At 40.5% G+C, this 21592-nt stretch carries 23 protein-coding genes; 15 read left to right on the top strand and 8 right to left on the bottom strand.

Translation table 11 applies throughout. The annotated features are described in order from the left end of the window. Positions 1 to 55 precede the first annotated feature (55 nt). Complete coding sequence (gene hrpB, locus ACFOSV_RS13265) at positions 56 to 2557, top strand: ATP-dependent helicase HrpB (RefSeq protein ID WP_377906499.1); 2502 nt, start codon at positions 56 to 58, stop codon at positions 2555 to 2557. On the opposite strand, the gene ACFOSV_RS13260 is transcribed toward hrpB, so the two are convergent. Together ACFOSV_RS13260 and ACFOSV_RS13255 are read right to left on the bottom strand one after the other, a co-directional pair. Then, complete coding sequence (locus ACFOSV_RS13260; RefSeq protein WP_377906498.1) at positions 2535 to 3173, bottom strand: hypothetical protein; 639 nt, start codon at positions 3171 to 3173, stop codon at positions 2535 to 2537. The two genes, hrpB and ACFOSV_RS13260, sit on opposite strands and share 23 nt — an antisense overlap. 36 nt (positions 3174 to 3209) lie before the next feature. Next, the gene (locus ACFOSV_RS13255; RefSeq protein ID WP_377906497.1) at positions 3210 to 3734 is read right to left on the bottom strand and encodes a HEAT repeat domain-containing protein; all 525 of its coding nucleotides are present in this window, start codon (positions 3732 to 3734) and stop codon (positions 3210 to 3212) included. A 108-nt stretch (positions 3735 to 3842) separates the two neighbouring features. Here ACFOSV_RS13255 and ACFOSV_RS13250 point away from each other — a divergent pair, with 108 nt between their 5' ends. Then, on the top strand, positions 3843 to 4502 hold the full coding sequence (locus ACFOSV_RS13250) for a hypothetical protein (protein WP_377906496.1): 660 nt from the start codon (positions 3843 to 3845) through the stop codon (positions 4500 to 4502). A 55-nt stretch (positions 4503 to 4557) separates the two neighbouring features. Here ACFOSV_RS13250 and ACFOSV_RS13245 read toward each other — a convergent pair whose 3' ends face one another. From ACFOSV_RS13245 to ACFOSV_RS13235, 3 genes are all read right to left on the bottom strand, one after another. Beyond that, a complete protein-coding gene (locus tag ACFOSV_RS13245; RefSeq protein ID WP_377906495.1) occupies positions 4558 to 4947 on the bottom strand; it encodes a TM2 domain-containing protein in 390 nt (129 codons plus the stop codon). Continuing rightward, positions 4940 to 5245 (bottom strand): DUF2752 domain-containing protein, encoded by a 306-nt coding sequence (locus tag ACFOSV_RS13240; protein WP_377906494.1) that lies wholly within the window; start codon positions 5243 to 5245, stop codon positions 4940 to 4942. The genes ACFOSV_RS13245 and ACFOSV_RS13240 overlap by 8 nt, the downstream gene beginning before the upstream one ends. A 109-nt stretch (positions 5246 to 5354) precedes the next feature. After that, positions 5355 to 6437, bottom strand: coding sequence for an oxygenase MpaB family protein (locus tag ACFOSV_RS13235; RefSeq protein ID WP_377906493.1), 1083 nt, complete (start codon positions 6435 to 6437; stop codon positions 5355 to 5357). A gap of 49 nt (positions 6438 to 6486) precedes the next feature. Here ACFOSV_RS13235 and ACFOSV_RS13230 point away from each other — a divergent pair, with 49 nt between their 5' ends. Next, on the top strand, positions 6487 to 7365 hold the full coding sequence (locus ACFOSV_RS13230) for a TolB family protein (protein ID WP_377906492.1): 879 nt from the start codon (positions 6487 to 6489) through the stop codon (positions 7363 to 7365). A gap of 3 nt (positions 7366 to 7368) precedes the next feature. Next, positions 7369 to 8277, top strand: coding sequence for an SMP-30/gluconolactonase/LRE family protein (locus ACFOSV_RS13225; RefSeq protein WP_377906491.1), 909 nt, complete (start codon positions 7369 to 7371; stop codon positions 8275 to 8277). Between the two features lie 29 nt (positions 8278 to 8306). Here ACFOSV_RS13225 and ACFOSV_RS13220 read toward each other — a convergent pair whose 3' ends face one another. Together ACFOSV_RS13220 and ACFOSV_RS13215 are read right to left on the bottom strand one after the other, a co-directional pair. Beyond that, positions 8307 to 9209 carry a helix-turn-helix domain-containing protein gene (locus ACFOSV_RS13220; RefSeq protein ID WP_377906490.1) on the bottom strand — a complete coding sequence of 301 codons (903 nt, stop codon included), beginning with the start codon at positions 9207 to 9209 and terminating at the stop codon, positions 8307 to 8309. A gap of 280 nt (positions 9210 to 9489) precedes the next feature. Then, a complete protein-coding gene (locus ACFOSV_RS13215; protein WP_377906489.1) occupies positions 9490 to 9855 on the bottom strand; it encodes a nuclear transport factor 2 family protein in 366 nt (121 codons plus the stop codon). A 375-nt stretch (positions 9856 to 10230) separates the two neighbouring features. Here ACFOSV_RS13215 and ACFOSV_RS13210 point away from each other — a divergent pair, with 375 nt between their 5' ends. The 8 genes from ACFOSV_RS13210 (at position 10231) to ACFOSV_RS13175 (ending at position 18318) form a co-directional block, all read left to right on the top strand. Next, on the top strand, positions 10231 to 10737 hold the full coding sequence (locus ACFOSV_RS13210) for a fasciclin domain-containing protein (protein ID WP_377906488.1): 507 nt from the start codon (positions 10231 to 10233) through the stop codon (positions 10735 to 10737). 217 nt (positions 10738 to 10954) lie between these two features. After that, positions 10955 to 11407, top strand: coding sequence for a nuclear transport factor 2 family protein (locus ACFOSV_RS13205; RefSeq protein ID WP_377906487.1), 453 nt, complete (start codon positions 10955 to 10957; stop codon positions 11405 to 11407). A 13-nt stretch (positions 11408 to 11420) separates the two neighbouring features. Next, complete coding sequence (locus ACFOSV_RS13200) at positions 11421 to 11867, top strand: nuclear transport factor 2 family protein (RefSeq protein ID WP_377906486.1); 447 nt, start codon at positions 11421 to 11423, stop codon at positions 11865 to 11867. Positions 11868 to 12006: 139 nt separating this feature from the next. After that, complete coding sequence (locus ACFOSV_RS13195) at positions 12007 to 12564, top strand: flavodoxin family protein (RefSeq protein WP_377906485.1); 558 nt, start codon at positions 12007 to 12009, stop codon at positions 12562 to 12564. A gap of 56 nt (positions 12565 to 12620) precedes the next feature. After that, complete coding sequence (locus ACFOSV_RS13190; protein ID WP_377906484.1) at positions 12621 to 14861, top strand: molybdopterin cofactor-binding domain-containing protein; 2241 nt, start codon at positions 12621 to 12623, stop codon at positions 14859 to 14861. A 112-nt stretch (positions 14862 to 14973) separates the two neighbouring features. Next, positions 14974 to 15432 carry a (2Fe-2S)-binding protein gene (locus ACFOSV_RS13185; RefSeq protein WP_377906483.1) on the top strand — a complete coding sequence of 153 codons (459 nt, stop codon included), beginning with the start codon at positions 14974 to 14976 and terminating at the stop codon, positions 15430 to 15432. Between the two features lie 12 nt (positions 15433 to 15444). After that, positions 15445 to 17706, top strand: coding sequence for a xanthine dehydrogenase family protein molybdopterin-binding subunit (locus ACFOSV_RS13180; protein ID WP_377906481.1), 2262 nt, complete (start codon positions 15445 to 15447; stop codon positions 17704 to 17706). Between the two features lie 198 nt (positions 17707 to 17904). Continuing rightward, complete coding sequence (locus ACFOSV_RS13175; RefSeq protein WP_377906480.1) at positions 17905 to 18318, top strand: hypothetical protein; 414 nt, start codon at positions 17905 to 17907, stop codon at positions 18316 to 18318. Positions 18319 to 18345: 27 nt separating this feature from the next. Here the strand turns inward: ACFOSV_RS13175 and ACFOSV_RS13170 are convergent, their stop codons facing one another. Next, positions 18346 to 19053 (bottom strand): DsbA family oxidoreductase, encoded by a 708-nt coding sequence (locus ACFOSV_RS13170; RefSeq protein WP_377906479.1) that lies wholly within the window; start codon positions 19051 to 19053, stop codon positions 18346 to 18348. Between ACFOSV_RS13170 and ACFOSV_RS13165 the strand changes: the two genes are divergently transcribed. The 3 genes from ACFOSV_RS13165 to ACFOSV_RS13155 all read left to right on the top strand — a co-directional run bounded on the left by ACFOSV_RS13165 (position 19052) and on the right by ACFOSV_RS13155 (position 21591). Further along, entirely contained in the window at positions 19052 to 19267 is a 216-nt protein-coding gene (locus tag ACFOSV_RS13165; protein ID WP_377906478.1) for a hypothetical protein, read from the top strand. The two genes, ACFOSV_RS13170 and ACFOSV_RS13165, sit on opposite strands and share 2 nt — an antisense overlap. A gap of 9 nt (positions 19268 to 19276) precedes the next feature. Continuing rightward, on the top strand, positions 19277 to 20533 hold the full coding sequence (locus ACFOSV_RS13160; protein ID WP_377906477.1) for an aminotransferase class V-fold PLP-dependent enzyme: 1257 nt from the start codon (positions 19277 to 19279) through the stop codon (positions 20531 to 20533). Between the two features lie 377 nt (positions 20534 to 20910). Next, positions 20911 to 21591: a GNAT family N-acetyltransferase gene (locus ACFOSV_RS13155; RefSeq protein WP_377906476.1), complete on the top strand. Its 681-nt coding sequence runs from the start codon at positions 20911 to 20913 to the stop codon at positions 21589 to 21591. Position 21592 lies beyond the last annotated feature (1 nt).

Here is a 21592-nt window from a genome sequence, read left to right as displayed (position 1 = left end):
TGTGGATTTTTTTTGTTATGTACCTTCTAGTGAAGGATAAGCCCTAATTTTGTCCATGCCATTTTTCAAAAACTTTGACCCTTACTCTTTCGATCTTCCGGCAGCTGAGGTGATCCAAAAAGTAAAAAATACACTCCGAAGTCGTAGTACTGCCATCATACAAGCACCTCCTGGAGCAGGAAAAAGCACACTTTTACCTTTGAGTTTGGTGGAAGAGGAGTGGCTGAAAGGAAAGAAAATTCTTATGCTCGAGCCGAGAAGACTGGCTACCAAAAGCATCGCTAGGCGAATGTCAGATATGACGGCCACCAAGCTTGGCGATGAAATCGGATTCCGGATTCGTTTCGAGCAAATGGTCTCTGAAAAAACCAAAATTGAAGTCATTACAGAAGGAATTCTCACGCGTATGATCCATTCTGATAATGCCTTAGAAGAAATAGGCTTGGTGATTTTTGATGAATTCCACGAGCGAAATTTGCACTCAGATGTAGGTTTGGCGCTCTGTCGAGAAATTCAAGACATTCTCAGGCCAGATCTCCGACTCCTGCTTATGTCGGCGACTATAGATACAGAATCGCTTTCTAAGCTGATTGATGCCGAAGTAATACTCAGTGAGGGTCGACAATATCCCGTAGAAGTACACCACTCCAATGAGGTGGATACTTACGCCATTGGTCAAGACACGGCAAGGCAAATCGTAACTATAGCTGAAAAGACGGAAGGAGATATTCTTGCTTTCCTCCCTGGACAGGGAGAAATTAAGGAAGCTGAAAAAATCCTTAGGAATAGGTTTCCTGATTATGCCATTTTTCCGCTATATGGTCAACTCCCATATGGTGCACAGCAAAAGGCCATATTTCCTGATCCGTCCAACCGCAGAAAAATAGTACTATCCACAGACATCGCTGAGACCTCTCTCACAATAGAAGGTATCAAAGTTGTCGTGGATTCAGGTTATGCCAAATCCTCGAAATATGATCCAAAAAGCGGTCTTTCCAGATTGGTTTTGCACAGAATTAGTGCCGATTCTGCAGATCAAAGATCAGGAAGAGCTGGAAGACTGACTGCCGGTCAAAGCTTCCGGCTTTGGACGAAGGCCACACAGCAAAACCTAATCCCATATCGGCCTGCGGAACTCCAAGAAGCGGATTTGACACCCATGGTGCTGGATATGGCTGCTTGGGGAAAAGAGGATATTGAAGGAATGGCCTGGCTCACTCCTCCTCCCAAGAAAAGCTTGATTTCAGCACAATCTACTTTGGAAAGTTTAGAGGCCTTGGAGGCCGGGAAATTAACCTCACACGGCAAGGAAGTTCATAGACTACCATGCCATCCACGAATTGCTCATTTACTTCTTGAAGCTGAAAAAATAGGAGCTTTAACTTTAGCAACTGACTTAGCAGCAATTTTGGAGGAGCGTGATCCATTGCCCAAGGAGGCAGGTGTTGATATTAATTTGCGCATAGAGGCACTTCGCCGTTACAGAAAAGATGGTGTAGCTATTCCTCGAATCAAGCGGATCGATCAGGTCGCCGGCATCTATAGAAAGATGATGCAAGTGAAGGAAAACAATGATCCGTTCGACCCTTGGCAAACGGGTATTTTATTGGCTTATGCTTATCCAGAGCGTATTGCTTCGGCCCGTCCAGGGAATAATGCGCAATTTCAGCTGGCCAATGGCAGCATTGCTCAAATAGGTCACAAAGATGATCTTGCCCATGAATCGTGGTTGGCTGTGGCTCATGTGGATGCTCGAGAAGGACTGGGCAAAATTTGGCTTGCTGCTCCAATTAATCCCAAGGATCTTATGCCAATGCTTAAATCCACGGAGATAGTTCGTTGGGATCGAAAAGGGAATGGACTCATTGCTGAAACTGAATTACGGATTGGGGCGATAATTCTTGGAAAACGACCCCTCAAGGATCTCAAACATGATCAAATCCATGAAGCTTTAATTAAGGTACTCCGAAACGAAGGCCAGTTCATGTTGAATTGGGACGAAAAAGTCTTGCAGTTAATGTACCGCGTTCAATCCCTTCGAATCTGGAATAAAGACAACAAATGGCCAAACTGGAGTCAGGAAAACCTTCTAAGTAACATAGAAGATTGGTTGAGTCCATACCTTTCTGATATTCGTAAAAATGAGGATCTGCTCAAGTTAGATCTCTCGAATATTCTTTATCACTCATTGGACTTTGGACTTCAAAATGAATTAAATGAATTGGCACCAGAAAAGCTTGAAGTGCCTTCTTCTTCATTAATTCGAATCGAATATAAAGATGATGGGAGCACTCCACTCCTTTCCGTAAGGCTACAGGAGACCTTTGGTTTGTTGGAAACTCCAACTGTAAATCAAGGTAAGATCAAACTTTTGATTCAATTACTCTCTCCTGGCTATAAACCTGTGCAATTAACTCAAGATTTAAAAAGCTTTTGGGCTAATGGATATTTCGAAGTGCGTAAAGAATTACGTAGTCGATATCCCAAACACGAATGGCCGGAAAATCCACTTACCGCACAGGCTGTTCGCGGAGTCAAAAAGAAGAATCATGGGTGAAATCTTCGTCGAGATAATTCAAAAACTTCAAATACGAAGCAATATTGAAGGGTGTGGCGCTATTTTGCTTGACTAATCCAAGATAGGTTTCACGCAAAATTGGGTAATCCTCGGGCTTATAAAGTTTGCTCAATGCCGTCCCTCGAAAGGCATTATAGATGAAATTTTGGGTTTTAAACTTGCGCTCCTTTCGACCAGCAAAAGCCTTCTCAAGATTCAATGGATCACTCATTTGATCTAGCCAGGCAAATCCATTTGAAACAAAAAACTTCTCAACGCTCATCAACACTCTAGCCAGGCTTCCATCATTTTCTACAAAAAAACGCTTGGGGAGTTCTTTACCGATTTTATCCAGCGTTTGCACCAAAGTCACCGAATTGTCGGAATAGCCGTGCATGGAGGGAAGAAATTTGTGAATCATATATTCCACTTCATCTATCCGAATTCCCAGATTGTATTCCAAATAGGCCCCATCGCTGTAGGGCGTATAATGGATAAAAATCAACTGAGCACCTTTAGGTATGGCTTTTTTAAACACAAGCAATTTTGGGTCTAAGGAAAACCCAAAGTCTCCGAAGAAATCTGCTTGTCTATGTATTAAATCAATTTGCCGCACATAATATAAACAGCAAAAAAATTCTATTGTTGTGTTTTATTCAGAGAATAAATCCTTCATTTCCAACAAGATAGGTTCAACGAAATCCTTTTTGATTTGAAGGCTGCCGTCATCCTCGGGATTGTGCAAATAATGATTCCAATGCTTTTCTGCTTTTCTAATGGTTCGTGGAGAAATATCAAATTCCACTTCGTTGAGATAGCCTTCAGCGAGTTGGGAAGCTTTGAAATTTCCAAAAAGATAGATTTTCAAAATGTCCACGAATTTGAATTCCAGATTGTACAATTCAAGTACCTGAGCGAATGCTCCCTGTACACTCTTAAATTTTTTATCAAAGACAGCCTCTATCGTAGCTTCTAACCCTTCCTCTTTGAAAGGACTTTTAGCTAAGGCGCGAGATGCTAAATAGGCATGTTCCCAATGATCTCCTCGAAGTAAGACTAATAATTTGTCCTTTACTTCTTCATCTGCTTTTTCCCCTAGCTTATCAGCAAAGTAGTATGCCTCCTTTTCATCAGGATCAATCATTTTCTCTAAATAGGCTACTAGCTTCTCATCCATAATTTTTGAGTTAATTTGTACAAATATACCCGAAATAAACCACTCGTGATCCCTTCTGGCAATCTTCAATCAATAAGTAAAAGTCAATTTGATCAACTAATTGAAAGATTGGGGAGACCCGAATTTTCCTATGAGTATCAGTCCAAAAAGCATAGGATTGAATTTTGGAAGGATCAAGAATCACTTGGTCGAATCTATTTGCCTATTGATCAATCCTTTGACATAGCCACAGGAATTCAAACGATCGATGATTTTTACTTTGGGATGCTAGTGATTAAAGCTGGACAGGCTGTTTCAGGCTGTTTCCACAATGGGGTTTTAATCGACCATAAAGTGTTCAGAGCATACATGGTGCGCAAGAAGCAGGGCAAAAGTCAAATTAAACACTTGAAAACCAAGGGAAAATCAAGGGCAGGTTCACGAGTTAGGTTAGAAAGTACCAAGCTATTTTTTGAGGAAATCAATGAGCGCTTAAATCGATATTCAACAGACTTTGCGATGACCAGATGGGGAATTAGTTGTGGGAAAACACTTTGGCCTTATCTATTTGACTCTGAAGTTTTACCCCCTTTTGAGAAAAATGATGACAGCCTTTACCCACTTCCATTTCACGTTCCTCAGGCAAGTTTCGAAGCCTTGGAAGATTTGTATAAAAAAATCACCTCTTTCCAAGTCACTCTTTCACCAGAAGGTGAACAACTCTATGGAGATATTTTTGTCTTTACCAAAGAATCAGGTTCTACAGGCGATGATTCCGACGATTGGTAATAAAAAGGGTCGACGAAATCGCCGGCCCAAGTTGGTTTAGTCTTCAATATATCTATTACGAAGTTTGACCTGAATTATTTCCTGAGTCTTCAGGAAAACTCATCGAAAGCAAGTTGATCGTCTCATTTGCTACTCGAATGTTGTATTCATAAGCCAAACTCTTATAGTTTACCAAATCCACAATGGTACCGATAAAGCAAAGACCCACGGTAAGGAAATATAAAATACCCAACCCGATCTGTCCGAGGATAAATCGATGCAATCCTGCAAAGCCAAAGAATCCAATCAAGGTCAGAATGAGAATCATTTGAGAGTCCTTACGTTTTGCTCGGTAAACCTGTGCAAATAAAGATGCTTGGTCTTCATTCATCGTTTTCATCAATCCCTGGATATATCCCAGTTCCATTCCTTCCAGCTCAGGAAGGTGTCTCAATACATTAGCCATAGTTGTGTGTGTGTTTAAGGTTTTTAATTAGTGTCCAAATTCTGGAAAAGATTACCACATACGCTAGCATTGCGAGTTGATGCATGGACCAGGATTCAGCCAAATGACCTCTAGCTAGTAAGTTCATCGACCTTCCCAAACCACATCCTGGGCACCACTCGAACCCTAATTGACTCAAAGGACACAGGGTAAAGTGTGTACTTGAGTCTGGGTTGATCATAAGGATAGAAATCAAACTTCCTATCCAAAAGATCAGCTCCAGTGGTACTCTTTGTAGCCAGTTGGTAATTTCTTTCATTGCTACCAAAAGTGCCAAAAGAATGCCATATGCAAAAATGTGCCTTTTAAGATTATTTAAGGCTATTTAACAGAATACTTGTGTGAGAAACGTACAAAAAAGTGTACGATTATGAACGATTTAAGCTAGGCAACTGTACTTGTAGCACTTTACCAAATTGTTCCAATTGATTTGCTCGAAACTGATTTTCGATTGAGCGAAAATCTTTTTTACCTCCATACGTCTGAAAACCGGTAAACCGAAACAGTAACCCGAGCAAGTTTCCCTGAATGGATAAAGTTTGATTCAAGCCCAAGGCTTTGGAAGCCTCTTCGCCCACAAAAAATGAAACAATGCTCTCTGCTTGCTTTGAAAGTACAGGATCTGGAATAGAATCTTCATAAAATTTTATCAAGGCGGAAATCAAGGTATGTCCTGCCTCAGAATATTTCAAATGGCGCTTTCGGATCAAACGCTCCAATTCGAAGGCCTCTTTCGCAGTGACCGGCCAAAACTGCACCTCCAAGCCCATCAACTGCCCTACCCAGTGCCAGTAATTTAATACAGTCGTAGATTCTTGAGTGGATAAGTTGATTCCCATCTTGCGAAAACCGCGAAGAACCATAAGGCTAAAAGCAAGATTAGTTCCTATCAGGTCTTCCTGATTGATGGGTTTCCCAAAGTCGGGATTCCAATCACGTGCATATCGCTCCACGAAATATCGACTGAAGGCATGGATCAAGCGAACCTTAGCACAAGTCCAATAAGCCACCCTATTAGTAAAAAAAGCTCCTGGTCGAAACAACTCAAGCAAAAAGCTACCAGTCTCTCCAAGTCGCTCTCCGATTTGATTTACGATCCGATTGGAACGAACTAAAACCTCTGCCCCATCTGCAAAAGCATAGCAATACGGCAATGAATAAAAGCCGAGCATAGCCAAATACAAATCACCTTTTTCCTGAAAAAATTTCTGCCCATTTTTCAAAAGGGCTACGGGAGCTTTGCTTTCAATTTCTTGATAGAAATTCAAGAAATTAAGCAACTCCAAAGGCCAATCTTGGGGTAAATCCCCAGGAATTTGATCCCAAGAATTCATTATCGAATTGAGCTCCGGGTTTTGAATCAGCGCCACAACGGCCTGATCAGCAAGTGGATCAGTTCTATCTCGAAGCGCATCAAGATTTCCGTTTGTATATAAGCTTAATTTATCCACTCCTATGTAACCGAGTTTTTGTAATTTGGTTGACCGTAAAGCGTTTTAAATGAAAATCAATCACTTACTGCCAATTGCTCTGTATTTTCTGGTTTTTTCGGCTTTTAGCCAAAATAATCCCGACCTCTTTGTAGTAAATACTGCTGCCAAAGGCGGGAAACTTCAGCTGCTTACTGAAACTGTCAAGCAACTCACAGATCGTAAAGAATACGATTCACAGCCAAGTTTTATCAATGAATACCAGCTTGTTTTTTCTGCTGCAGATGAAAAAGGAAACCACGACATTATTGTCTACAACTTTGAGAATCAAAAATTCACCAACCTGAGCAAGACGGATGATCGAAGTGAATTTTCCCCAAGTATCACAGATTGCGGACAGTACATTGCTGCTGTGGTAATGGAAGCAGATAAGCGGCAGCGACTTTGGCTTTATCCTACCAATTTTGAACCGGCAGAGCTTCTTTATGATGATATCGAGCCCGTGGGCTATTACGATTGGTATGACAATAAAGCTGCAATGTTTGTCCTAGGCGAACCCAATTCACTGGTCTATGCCAATGGACGCGAAGACATCTGGGAACTTGATGAAAATATAGGAAGATCAGTAAAACTACGTCCAAAAACATCTCAGATGGGCTATCTAAGGAACTCCTCGAATGAAGGTGATCCGAGTACCGTAAATGTATACGATCTCAAAAGTAAACAAAAAACACCATTCGGTTCAGCATTGATGGGTTCTTCTGATTTTATTTGGGTAGATAAAAACCATATCTTGATGGGTCGAGGAGATCAAGTATTTATTCGTGATGTTCGTAAAAATGAATGGACCTTACTTGCTACATTACCCAGTGAAACTCATGAAAATATCACTCGAATGGCTTATAGTGCCGATTTGAATGTGTTAGTTTATGCAATGAATAGAAAATAGTATATGCAAAAAATCACCTTATCCATAGCCCTGCTTCTTTGTCTTTCTTTTGGAGCTTTTGCTCAAATAGAAGGCGGAAAAGCGATTGTTGCCAAAAATGCAGAATTAGTGAAAGTTCAAGATGGTTTTTCCTTCACGGAAGGTCCAGCTGTCAATCGCATGGGCGATGTCTTTTTCACAGATCAACCTAATGACAAAATCTACATGTGGGCGGCAGGCCCTAATGAAATCAGGCCTTTTATGGAAAATACCGGAAGGGCTAATGGGTTGTACTTCAAGTTGGATGGAACACTCATCGCCGCTGCGGATGAAAACAATGAGCTTTGGGCGATAAGCAGAGATGGTAAGAAAGAAAAGGTACTCGTTTCTTCTTTCAAAGGGGTAAAACTTAACGGACCCAATGACATCTGGGTGGTGCCTAAGGGCGGCCTGTATTTTACTGATCCACTTTATGCACGTCCCTATTGGGAGCGTGATCCGGAAATGCAACAAGACGGAGAACATGTTTACTTCCTTTCCGAAGATGGGGCACAGCTTTTTAGAGTAGACGAAGACTTGGTAAAGCCAAATGGAATCGTGGGTACGCCGGATGGTAAAACACTCTACGTAGCAGATATTGGTGCTAAAAAGACCTATAAATACGATATCCGTGAAGACGGATATTTGATCAATAAGACCTTATTCTGTGAAATGGGTTCCGATGGTATGACCACAGATGAAAAAGGCAATGTCTACCTTACTGGAGACGGGGTCACAGTTTTCAACAAAAAAGGTGATCAAATTGCACATATTGCTGTTCCTTCTAAATGGACTGCCAATGTGGTCTTTGGTGCACTAGATCGACGAACTTTGTTTATTACGGCAACGGATGCTGTATATACCTTAAAAATGAAGGTAAGGGGAGTTTGGTAAAAATATCAAGGTCTATTCGAGTTTGCCTTTTAGTTTCCTTTTCTATACTGAGTGGGACTCTTTGCGGTGTGCTTTTTGAAAAAATTATTGAAATGAGGAACCTCTGAAAATCCTAAAGAATAGGCAATCTCTGAGACATTCCAAGGACTATTTCGCAACAGTATCTTTGCCTCTTTTAGGATTCGATCTGCTATCAATTGACTGGTTGTTTTCTCTGTCATCTCTTTGACCGCACGATTGAGGTGATTCACATGGACATTTAGCTGGGCTGCAAAATCTGCCGGAGTTCTAATTGAAATTGATTTATGACTCTGATCAATAGGAAATTGTCGTTCAAGCAATTCCAAAAAGATAGAAGTTATGCGCAGAGAAGCATTACCCTTATGTTCAATTTGCAGATTTGCTGGCTGAAGTTTCATCCCAAAATGAACAAGCTCCATGAGCTGATTTCGGATCACATCAAATTTATACTTGTATTCGGAGTTAAATTCAGTCTCTATTTTTTCAAAAATATTTTCTACTTCAAAAGCCTCTTCATCAGTAAGTTCGAAAACATGCGTTCCATTGGGTTGGAACACTTCATAGCGTTGAATATTGGCAAAATCAACAAAGAAGTGTGGGTTAAAGATGCAGTAAACTCCTTCTAATTGCGCATGATTGGAATCCCATTTATACGGTACCATGGGGTTAGAAAATGAAAGTGCTTGTTTTTTCACTTCATAAACCCGATCCGCATAATGAACTCGGCTTTGTCCTTTTACAAGCATGAGTTTGTAAAAATCTCGTCGCCGATAGGGAATTGATTTTCCGGGGCTATCAAAATCAGGTTGTATCCGAAAGATATTCACATGGCCAATCCCCTTTTTTAAGTCTTCTGGGAGCCAATTAAACTTTCTCTTGTAGAATTCTTCTAAAGATTCTGATTTTTCCATGCTCTAGTTTATTGTTTTTGATAGCTATTTGCAAAATCATAAGCTGGGCTTAAACCCCTTAGGAAGTCACCCTTGATGCTTCTGGCCAATAATTTTTGATAGCAAAAGCCAAAGAAAATTTTTCGGAATCAAAAAGTAAGGAGCTTTTATCCGATCGTCTTCATTCCTTACAAATTTCTAAAATGGTAAAACATTAAAGGAACGATATTCAAATGAATACTTATACTTTCCAAATATTGACAGCCCATGGGCTCTAATCTAGGAACTGGAGACGCTTATATTAATTCGCCAAGCTATAATGTGTGGAAACCAATTTCCATCCATCCTCGCGTTCCATCCAGACATCAAGAAAACTTAGCAGAAAGGCCTTGAGCTCCCCTTTTATACTAAGCGAAAACTCACCTTCTCCATGAACCACAGCAGAATTACCATAAACCCTGGCTATGGTTTTTTGATAATTGGCTCCTCTGAGGACACATTTATCAGATATCATTTTTTCAGCAATTTGTCCTTTAGTTTCAACTTGTCCATCCAGATCAAAAAATAAACCGTGTTCATCAAAAAATTTTTGAAGCTGTTCTTTGTCTTGATTCTGCCAAATTTCAAATTTCTTTTTGGTCAGATCTAGTAGTATAGATTCTGTCATTTCGGGTCAGTTTGTGTTAAGTATAAAATCTGTATCAAAACTCAGACCGAAAATAAAATCCAGAAACACAGATATTTGACCAGATTTCTATTTTACTTTTCTTCAATTGAAGTAATTCTATATCATTAAAAAGAAAAAATTGGCACCCACTCTTTTTAATTTATCTCAAAATCAAGCCTTTACACTAAATTTTGGTTTGACAAATTTTATAAGCCTTAAATTATTTCATCTCTATAATACCTCTTTCAAGGGTATCAGCATCATTTGAATTTGAGATAAAAATTTTTCTAAACAATGACGATCTGTTCTTGTTTCAGTAGCGAATATCAAAACCAATCAAAAATGAAAAACATCAAATCTTTATCCTTAGTAATTATGCTGTTCGCAGTGAGCTTATGGACTGCTTGCAGTGCACCTAAAGAAGAAACTACTGAAGAAGTAATGGAAGTAGTCGAAGAAACACCGGTCGTTTCCAACACAGTAGTTGATATCGCTGTAGGTTCTCCAGACCATACCACTCTTGTAGCGGCTGTTCAGGCTGCTGAATTGGCTGGAACTTTAAGTGGTGATGGACCATTTACTGTCTTTGCTCCAACCAACGCTGCTTTTGCAGCTTTGCCAGAAGGAACAGTAGAAGACCTTTTGAAGCCAGAGAACAAGGATGCTCTTACAGGTGTCTTGACTTTTCACGTAGTATCTGGAAATGTAATGTCTGGAGATTTAAGCGATGGACAAGTTGTTACCACTCTTAATGGTCAGACTTTGACAGTAAGCATTGTAGACGGTAAAGTATCAATCAATGGTGCTAACGTTGTTGCGGCTGATCTTGCGGGTTCAAATGGCGTAGTACACGTTATTGACGCTGTTTTGCTTCCTCAATAAGACTTAAAAGAACCAATTAACGAAAGCTGACTCACACGGGTCAGCTTTTTTTATTTTTATTAAAGGATAATGAAGGCAATTGTGATTTTCTAACTTCATTCTCCAGAGTCTCTACTTTACAAGAAACGACTCTCCCACTCACGTACTTTGTTTGATTTATGTAAGTTATTGAATCAAAGGCTAATTAAATTTATGGTCTAAACATAAACTAGACAACATGAAAAGGTTATTTACATTAGTATTCCTATTCTCAATTTCTATCGCTTTTGTGCAAGCTCAAGAATCAGAAACTGAAAAGGAAATCAAAAAACTATCCATGGACAAGTGGCAATGGATGGCCGACAAGGATGTGGCAAAGCTTGAAAAATTGTTTGATGATAAGGCAAAATTCGTCCACATGAGTGGAAGCTGGAAAAAAGATCGTGAAATGGAAATCATAGAAACCGGAAGTATTTGGTACAAAAATGCAGAGGTACATGATACAGCGATCGAAATTTCAGGAAATACAGCTGTAGTCTGGAATAGAATTACGCTGACTGCATTTGTAAGAGGAAATGATGTAGAAAATGAATTTACTGTTACCGAAGTGTATCAAAAGCAGGGAGATGATTGGAAAATGCTCGTTTTCACATTTAGTAGTGTAAGGGATACACATGAGATTGAACATTAAGAGATTTATTTCCATGAAAAAATTTACTTCGATTTTCTCTATTCTTTTATTAATGACACATTTTGGTTTTGCCCAAGAAGAATCATTAAAAGAGGAAATAAAGGCGCTTTCAAAAGCAAAGTGGCAATGGATGGCTGATAAAGATGCTGATAAACTCGCTGAGCTATTTGATGACAAATCCGTCTTCGTTCATATGGGGGGATCTTGGGGAAAAGAGCGAGAAGTCAATATTATCAGAAGTGGTGGAATCTGGTATAAGAAAGCCGATATCCATGAGGTTTCAGTAGAAATCATTGATAACACAGCTATTTTATTGAATCGAATTACTCTATTGGCTGAGGTAGGCGGAAATGAAGTCACTAATCCCTTTGAAGTCACAGAAGTTTACATTAAAAAAGCCGATGGTTGGAAATTAGGCTCACTCTCTTTTACCAAATTGATGGGACCTGGTGACCGATAAAGTCAACAGCTTTCTACTTTAGTTTCTTAGACATCGAATGATTCTTAGATCATAGGAACAATTCAACAAGCGAATGAAATACTGTCTGCTTTTTGTTCTCCTTTTCAGCGCCTTGAGTTGCAATAGTCAATCTCGGCCAATGATTGAATTCGGTCGAAATGAACTTGCTACAGACAGGATTCTCATTGTTTATCTTACAAGGACTAAAAACACAAAAGCAGTTGCGGAAATGATCAAAGCTGAAGTCGGAGGTGATTTAGTGGAGTTGGAATTAATTGATCCTTATCCAGAAAATTACCAAGCTATCGTAGCTCAAGTTAGCAAGGAAAATGATACAGGTTTTTTGCCGCCATTGAAGACCGAAATCGAAGATTTGGCTTCCTATGATATTGTTTTCATAGGCTTTCCAACATGGGGAATGCAACTCCCCCCTCCTATGAAAAGCTTTCTATCCTCCTCAGATTTAAGTGGAAAAACAATCATCCCCTTCAATACAAATGCGGGATATGGAGTTGGAAGTAGCTTTGATAAAGTGAAGGAACTATGTCCAAAAAGTACCATTCTGAAAGGATTTTCGATAAAAGGAGGTATTGAAAGAGATGGGATTCTATTTGTGATGGAAGGAGAAAAAGAAAGGCAAGCTCAGGAAGAAGTTAAAAAATGGTTGAATGATTTGTCACTCAAGACTATTGATTAAAGGCCTATCTAAAATTTCTTGAGTAACTTAATAGGTTGAAAAAATAAATTGATCTCATGAGTACTTCCCAATCTAAACTAAGCAGAAGATCATTTTTAAAAGCTTCTGCACTTGCAGGTGGCGGGTTAATGCTAAGTTTTAGCTGGCTTGCAGGTTGTAAACCCACTGCCGAAGAATTAATGACCATGCCTAAGGAATGGTTTCGAGTGAATGGGTATATCAGCATTGGTGAAAATGGACTTATTACCTTAATGTCACCTAATCCAGAGGGGGGGCAAAATATCAAGACCTCCATGCCCATGATTGTTGCGGAAGAATTAGATGCTGATTGGGCTAAAGTTATTGTAGAACAAGCTCCCCTAGACACTGAGAATTTTACACGTCAGTTTATTGGAGGAAGCCAAGCCATCCGACTTGGATGGACCGCTCTGCGAACGGCGGGTGCTACAGCAAGACAACTTTTGATTTTGGCAGCAGCTCAAACTTGGAATGTGCCTGAATCTGAAATTTCGACGGAACCAGGTGTTTTGGTTCATCAAATAAGTAATAGAAAGGCCCACTATGGCGAGATGGCTTCTCTTGCTGCGACCATGCCAGTACCAGAAGATGTTCCCTTAAAAGAAATCAAAGATTTCAAAATTATCGGTACCTCCAAAAAGAATGTGGACTTGGAGAAAATCGTGACGGGTAAGCCTCTTTTTGGAATAGATTACCAAAAAGAAGGTATGCGCTATTCTATGATTATACATCCACCCGCTATTGGGTTGAGATTAAAAAGCTTTGATGCAAATCAAGCAAAACAGATGGATGGAATTCTGGATGTTTTTCAGATTAAGTCTTTACAAGATGAATATGCTCGAACCTTTTTTGATACGGCACAATTTACAGACCTGATTGCTATAGTTGGAGAAAGCACCTGGCAAGTGATGCAAGCTAAAAAAGCCATAACTGCTGAATGGGAGGTCCATCCAGGATATATTGAAAAGCGAGATAGGTTTGGAAGACCGGAAAGCCGAATCGTTCCCGAAGGTCTAGAAAGCGAGGAAAGCCAAAAGAATAAAATGAATCAAGCGGCAGCCTCGCCGCAAGAAATAAGAAAGGACGGAGATCCTAAAAACGCCTTTAATCAGGCAGCCAAAATAATTGAGCAAACCTATACAGGCCCATTTTTGGCGCATAACTGTATGGAGCCAATGAACTTTTTCGCTCATGTACAAGGAGACCGCGTAGAATGCGCAGGACCTCTACAAAAACCTGAGCTTACAGAGCAGGCACTCTCTATCCGTCTTGGTATTCCTATTGAAAATATAGAAATAGGAATGACTAGACTAGGCGGAGGTTATGGTAGAAGATCTTATGCGCATTGGTTAATAGAAGCAGCAGTGATTTCCCAAAAAATGAATGCTCCAATCAAGTTAATCTACACGCGAGAAGACGATATGTCTGGAGGCATTTATAGATCTAGATATCAGGCGGCTTACCGTGCTGCCTTAGATTCCAATAATGAGTTGATAGGATTTCATGTCAATGCAGGTGGCTTACCCGAAAACCCCATCTACCCTGATCGTTTTCCAGCAGGTGCAGTAAACAATTATTTGGCAGAAGGCTGGGAAGTTCCATCCAATATCACCACGGGCTCTTTCCGTGCCCCAAGATCCAATTTCATGGCCGCAGTAGAGCAATCCTTTCTGGATGAAATAGCGGAAGCTTCTGACAAAGACCCAATCGATTTCAGACTCGATCTGCTTAAAAAAGCAAAGAGTAATCCAGTCGGGGAGAATAATGATTACGACGCTGATCGATTCATTAAAGTCCTGGAATTACTGAAAGCAAAGACAAACGAAAACTCGGTAAAATCAGGCAATTTTCGAGGAATTTCTGCCTATTTCTGCCATAATAGTTATGCAGCCATAGCATTAGATGCTCAGGTTACGGACGGTATTGTTCAAATAGATCGAGTCATCAGTGTATTGGATTGTGGAATTGTAATTAATCCTGATGCAGCAAAAAATCTCTGTGAAGGTGCTGTAGTGGACGCAATAGGAACGGCGCTTTTTGGTGAGATGAAGTTTAATGAAGGCAAACCAAGCGCAGTAAATTTTGACGGGTATCGAATGATCCGAATGCCAGAAGCTCCTAAGCGAATCGATACCTATTTTGTAGAAAATACTGTTGATCCAACCGGTCTAGGTGAACCTGCCTATCCCCCAGTCTTTGCGGCTTTGGCAAACTCGCTTTACAGAGCTACGGGAAAACGATTTACAGATCAACCTTACATTAATCAACTGAAGACCTGATGTTCATTGGTCCTTTTCACCGTAGATAGCCTGACTATCAGAGGCTTTTATTTGAATTTCGTAAGCAATCGAACCTAAAATTATTTAAATTTAATTTTCAAATACAATCAATATGGCACAATATACCCTCAACATTAATGGAAAGTCCCAACAAGTGGATGTAGACCCCAACACACCAGTTTTATGGGTTTTGCGTGATCACCTCAATTTAGTCGGCACAAAGTTCGGTTGTGGTATTGCTCAGTGTGGCGCCTGCACCATTCATTTAGATGGGACAGCTGTAAGGTCTTGCTCACTTCCTGTCTCGTCGGCAGAAGGAGCCAAAATAACCACGATCGAAGGTCTTTCTAAAAATGGTGATCATCCCCTGCAGCAAGCTTGGATCGAACATGACGTTCCTCAATGTGGATATTGTCAGGCTGGTCAGATTATGAATGCAGCCGCATTTTTAAAAGATAACCCGAATCCAAGCGACGAAGAAATCGAAAATGCCATGAACGGAAATATTTGTCGTTGTGGAACCTATTTGAGAATCAAGGCTGCTATCAAGACTGCAGCGCAAAAAAGCTAAGCCAAAAAAATCATGACTAAAATAAACAACAAACTAGATCGCCGATCCTTTTTGAAAGTCTCTGCTCTGGCTGGAGGAGGAATGATGCTAAGCTTTAGCTGGCTAGCGGGATGTAAACCCACGGCAAAGGAAACGTTGGGCATGCCAAAAGAATGGTTTGAGCTGAACAGTTACATCAAAATAGGTGAAAATGGAGCAGTAACACTTTTCTCTCCAAACCCTGAATTTGGCTCCAATGTAAAAACCTCCATGCCGATGATTTTGGCTGAAGAGCTTGACACGGACTGGAAAAATGTCTTTGTGGAGCAAGCTGATTTTTATCCTGAGAGATACGACCGACAATTTACCGGAGGAAGTCAAGGAATTCGACAGGGATGGCTGCCGCTACGAACTGCAGGAGCCACAGCTCGCCAACTCTTGGTTTTAGCAGCGGCCCAGACATGGCAAGTACCTGCTGGAGAAATCACGACTTCGGCAGGAGTTATAGAACATGCAGCATCAGGGAAAAAAGCCAATTATGGGGAAATGGCCTCTTTGGCAGGTACTTTAGAAGTACCCGAGGAAGTTGCTTTGAAAGATATCAAAGACTTCAAAATCATCGGCACCTCGAAAAAGAATGTGGATGGAAAGAATATCGTGACGGGTCAACCCATGTTTGGAATTGATCACAAGGTAGAAGGGATGAAATATGCCGCCATCGTGCACCCTCCTGCTTTTGGAATGAAACTTAAATCATTTGATAAGTCTTCGGTAAGTGCTTTGCCAGGGATTGATGATGTTTTTTCGATTTCAATTTTTAAAGAAGATTATAATCGGAATTTTTTTGATACCACGACATTTCCTGAGATTGTAGCCATTGTTGGCAATTCAACTTGGGAAGTGATGCAAGCCAAAAAAGCGTTAAATGTGGAGTGGGAAAAAGCTCCTGAATCCACATTCCCAATGGCTGGAAGAGGTGGGAATGCCATGGCCATTAAAGTTCCTTCAGGTCTTGAAAACACCAGAACTCATAAGGAGCAAATGGCTGCGTATATCCAAAAACCTGGAAATGTATTGAGAAGAGATGGAGATCCTGAAGGTGCGTTCAAGAAGGCGGCTAAAGTTCTAGAAAGAACCTATTCAGCTCCATTTTTGGCACACAATACCATGGAACCCATGAATTGCTTCGCGGATGTGAAAGGAGATCAAGCTATAATTTACGGACCTACCCAGGCTCCAGAATTGATCAGGCAAACGCTTTCGAGTAGTTTGGGAATCCCTGAAGAGAAAATTCAGATCAATCTCGCTCGTATGGGAGGAGGATTTGGTAGAAGAGCTTACAGCCATCATATGACCGAAGCTGCTTTGATTTCTCAAAAAATTCAGAAACCAGTGAAAATGGTTTACACCCGAGAAGACGACATGACTTCTGGGGTTTATAGACCTACCTATTCTGCAACGTATCGAGCTGCCCTAGACGAAAACAATGAACTTTTGGCCATCCACGTCAAAGGAGGTGGAATACCAGAGTCTCCAGTTTATGCGAATAGATTTCCTGCAGGATCAATTGACAATTATTTGGCTGAAGGTTGGGAAATCGAATCCAACATCACCATTGGAGCATTTCGAGCGCCACGATCAAATTTTATCGCAGGGGCCGAGCAATCCTTCTTGGATGAGCTGGCTGAAGAAATGGGTAAAGATCCCATCGAATTCCGTCTAGAACTTTTGAAACGAGCCGAAACCAACCCTGTCGGTGAGAGAAATGATTATGATGCAAAGCGCTATGCAGGAGTTTTGAAATTAGTAAAGGAAAAATCTAACTGGGGAAACTCATCTGAAAATGTACATCGAGGGGTTTCTGCCTATTTCTGCCACAATTCTTATGTAGCTGAAGTAGTAGATACGGTGATAAAAAATAATCAGCCTGTTGTAGAAAACGTCTATGCTGCTGTGGATTGTGGGATTGTGATCAACCCAGATGCAGCTGCCAATATGGGGGAAGGAGCGATTGTTGATGGAATTGGAAATGCATTTTTTGGAGAAATGGCTTTTGAAAATGGCCAGCCTACAAAAAGCAACTTTGATACCTATCGAATGATTCGTCAAAAAGAAGCGCCGAAGAAAATCGAGGTGCATTTTGTACAAAACAATGAGGATCCTACAGGATTAGGAGAGCCACTCTTCCCTCCTGTTTTTGCTGCCGTGGCCAACTCTTTGTATAAAGCAACAGGTAAGCGATACTATGAGCAACCATTCGCTCCGCAACTTGAAATGGAAAACTTGAGGATGTAATAAGCTATTTCAAATTCTAAGATTTGAGTAATCTTAGAATCAATTAATTAAATAGTTTCTAGAATGTTAAAAAGTAAATGGGGTTTTGTAAAAATCATCACGATCGGAATTACTCTGCTTTTACTGATTTCTAGTTGCTCTGAGATCGTAGAAAATCACGAATTATCCAATCTGATAACAACAAATGATCTCAATCTAATGCTCACACTTGCTGCAGATGAGAAAAACGAAATTCATAAAATTTCAGAAAAGGAGAATCAAGAAGAGTACTATAAAATTCAAGTTGGTGATGAGTTTTCACTTAGAGGTAAGGCTGAAATTGACCAAGGAAAGAAGTATCGATTATCTGTAACCATGAAAAATGAAACTGCTAATCCGCTCATTTTATACTCATTTTGGTCGAACCCTAAAACCATGGTTAGAAGTAGTACCTTAGCTGGAACTAATGGCAATCCGCCCATTTCGAGAACACAGGAAAAGCACGAAGACTGGGTTACCTTTAGCGACAATTTTGAATCTGATGAAGGGGAGAAATCTTTTATGTTAAGCCTTTATTCTGAATCAGGCGAATTTTTGCTTAAAGAAATAAAAATTGAAGAGATACAGGAATGAAATCAAAGAATGGACTAATTGACTAAACTAACAATCTCCATCTATATCACAGGCATCTCCATTTTGGCTAGATAAAATCTCAAGTGAAGGGTTTGCCTTTTGGTATTCAGCCCATGCTTTTGTCAAAGACTCATTAAACACCTGATCAGGCTGAGCTCCTGAGATTCCATACTTTCTATCTAAGACAAAAAACGGAACACCTCTCACCCCAATCTGTCTAGATTCATAAATATCTTCGTCCACTTCCTGATCAAAGGCACTGGACTCCAGCATGGTTATTATAGATTTTGAATCTAGTCCTATCGCAATACCCAATTCTACTAAAGTATCAAAATCATCTACATTTTTTCCTTCGGAGAAATAAGCTGAAAGCAAATGCTCTTTCATCTCATTTCCTTTTCCACTTTTCTTGGCCAGGTGAATCAAGCGATGTGCATTTCTAGTATTGGCAACGACAGCTTTTTCAAAATCAAAATCCAAGCCTTCTGCTTTGGCCATCTCCATCACATTTTCTGTTATTTGGCGTGTTTGATCCATAGACCAACCTTTGGATTGGGCAAGATGCTCCAAAGTGCTCACACTTGGATCGGTTTTTTGATCTGGATTCAGCTGAAAGCTTTTCCACTCAATCTGCACCTGATCTGCAAATGGCATCTGAGCCAATGACTTTTCTAATTTTCGTTTACCGATGTAGCAAAATGGACAAACTACATCCGACCATATTTCTATTTTCATGTCAAAATTCTTTACTTATGATGAAATAGATTTTCTACCCAAAGAGTTCAACAAAACCTTGAAAACCAAAGAATGCCCCTCCTGCGCCATGGAGATTGACGAAAAGGAAAAAATTTGTCCCATCTGCAAATTTGAATTTCCACAACGATCACCCTGGATCACATGGGTGGCTATTCTTCTGGTGATCGTGTTTATTTTGAGTTTCATCCTATAATACTTCGCAATGAAAAAGCGCTCCTTCCTCAAAAATCTGGCAGTACTCGGTTTAGGTACAGGATCTTTCCTACAAGCCAAAGCAAGTCCTTTTTCGACCTTGGATCATCTAGATTTTTCCTCAAACGATCTTTGGCAACAAATTCGGGCTTCCTATAGACTCAAACCGGACTATGTGAATCTTGAGAACGGTTATTATTGCTTTTTGCCCGAAGAAACGCTTGAAAAATACATTGCTCATATTCGTGAGGTAAACTATCAAGCCTCTTATTACATGCGGACTGTTCAATGGGAAAATAAGGCGAAAAGTGTGGAGCGCTTGAGTAAATTGGTCGGTGTTAGTCCAGAGGAATTGGTGTTGACCAGAAATACCACAGAGTCATTAGACCTGGTGATTTCTGGTTACCCTTGGAAACCTGGTGACGAAGCTGTGGCAAGCAATCAAGATTATGGCAGTATGCTTTCCATGTTTGATTTGCAAGCTAAACGCAGTGGCATCAAAATTAATCGCATCGACATCCCAATGCACCCGGAAAATGATGAAGAAGTAGTGAATGCCTACGAAAAAGTCATCACTCCCAAAACTAAGTTGCTGATGGTGCCTCATATCGTGAATATCACTGGTCATATTTTACCTGTGAAAAAAATAGCTCAAATGGCGCATTCTTATGGAGTGGAAGTCATGGTGGACGGAGCCCATGCGGTAGGACATTTTGATTTTAATATTAGCGAGCTGGATGTGGACTACTATGGCTCAAGCCTTCACAAATGGCTTTCGGTACCTCTAGGTTGTGGAATGCTTTATGTCAAAAACAACAGAATAGCAAAACTAGAGCCTCTTTTGGCTCCTTTCGACCTGAAACTGGAAACCATAGGATACTTAAATCATATCGGTACACATCCGGTGGCCACTGACCTTGCAGTAATTGATGCCATAGATTTTCAGGATAAAATTGGCACTAAGCGAAAAGAAGACCGGCTTCGATACTTACAGCGGTATTGGTCGGATCAAGTGAGAAATCTACCAGGCATTGAAGTCAACACTCCTGCGGACCCAGCAAGATCCTGCGGAATAGGCAACGTCGGGCTCACCGCGATGACCCCGAAGGAAATGGCAGAAACCCTGATGAAAAAATACCAAATTTATACCGTCGGAATTGATAGTGTGGGTGTAAGGGGATGCAGGATTTGCCCCAATCTCTACACTTCAGAAAAGGATTTGGATCATTTTGTATTTGCGCTAAAAGAAATGTCAGGTCAAGTTTAGTTTTAGCAAATAGAATTCAGACCCTATTTGTAAATAAAAGATTTGCAATAATCTCAAGGCAAATATGGAGAATCATTCAATTTTCTATCTTATCCTTGATTTTTTTCACAATAATACTTGGAATTGATTGCGAATCCATTCAGTTTTGTATGGTCAAAGAATGAAAAAGGCACAAATCATATCGCAAATCTCTCACAGCGGCTGGTTGCAAATTGCACCTGCTCCTGCGGTTATGCCTTTCCCTACTTCTAGGTCAAGTAGATTTTTCTATAGGGTCTAGCCCTATATCTCTTTTGGTCAGTCTACGTGATTGACGTTTTCCTAGCTCATATTTTCATTACACCTATTCCCCTCAGGGAAATTATCCTTCATTGCTAATGGACGATATCCAATTTAAAATCATTGTTGCTGATCCAACACACAAGCCTTACGCTAAGATCATTACAGACGAAATGGAAGAGTCTGCAAAGGCCCGGGGAACCGGAATAGCCAAGCGTACGCCCGAGTACATAGAAACAAAAATGGAAGAGGGTAAGGCGGTCATAGCCCTTACCCAAGATGGTACATGGGCTGGCTTCTGCTATATTGAAGCCTGGGGTCATGGGAAGTATGTGGCCAACTCCGGTCTGATCGTATCTCCACCCTTTCGGAAATATGGATTAGCGAAGCAAATCAAAAAAGAGATTTTTCAGCTTTCGCGAAAGAAATATCCCGAATCAAAAATATTTGGTCTCACCACCGGAGCTGCAGTCATGAAGATCAATTCAAGACTTGGATACATCCCAGTTTCTTACTCCGATCTGACGGATGACGAAGCCTTTTGGAAAGGTTGCCAGAGTTGTGTCAACTATGAAATTCTAATGGCAAAGAAGCGCGAAAACTGTATCTGCACCGCAATGCTATTTGATCCTCAGGGAGACAAACACCATGTAGAAGAGATTGCACTAAGAGATGATTTCAAAACCAGCGTGAAGCTTTTCGATCGCTGGGTAAGATTAAAGAAGTTTGTATTATTAAAAATGAAAATGCCGAAAACCGGTGGATTGAAGCTATTTTAAG

Source organism: Algoriphagus namhaensis (assembly GCF_042649705.1).
GTDB classification, from domain to species: domain Bacteria; phylum Bacteroidota; class Bacteroidia; order Cytophagales; family Cyclobacteriaceae; genus Algoriphagus; species Algoriphagus namhaensis.
Note: the sequence above shows the minus strand (reverse complement) of the source record. Positions and strands in the feature narration are given on the sequence as shown.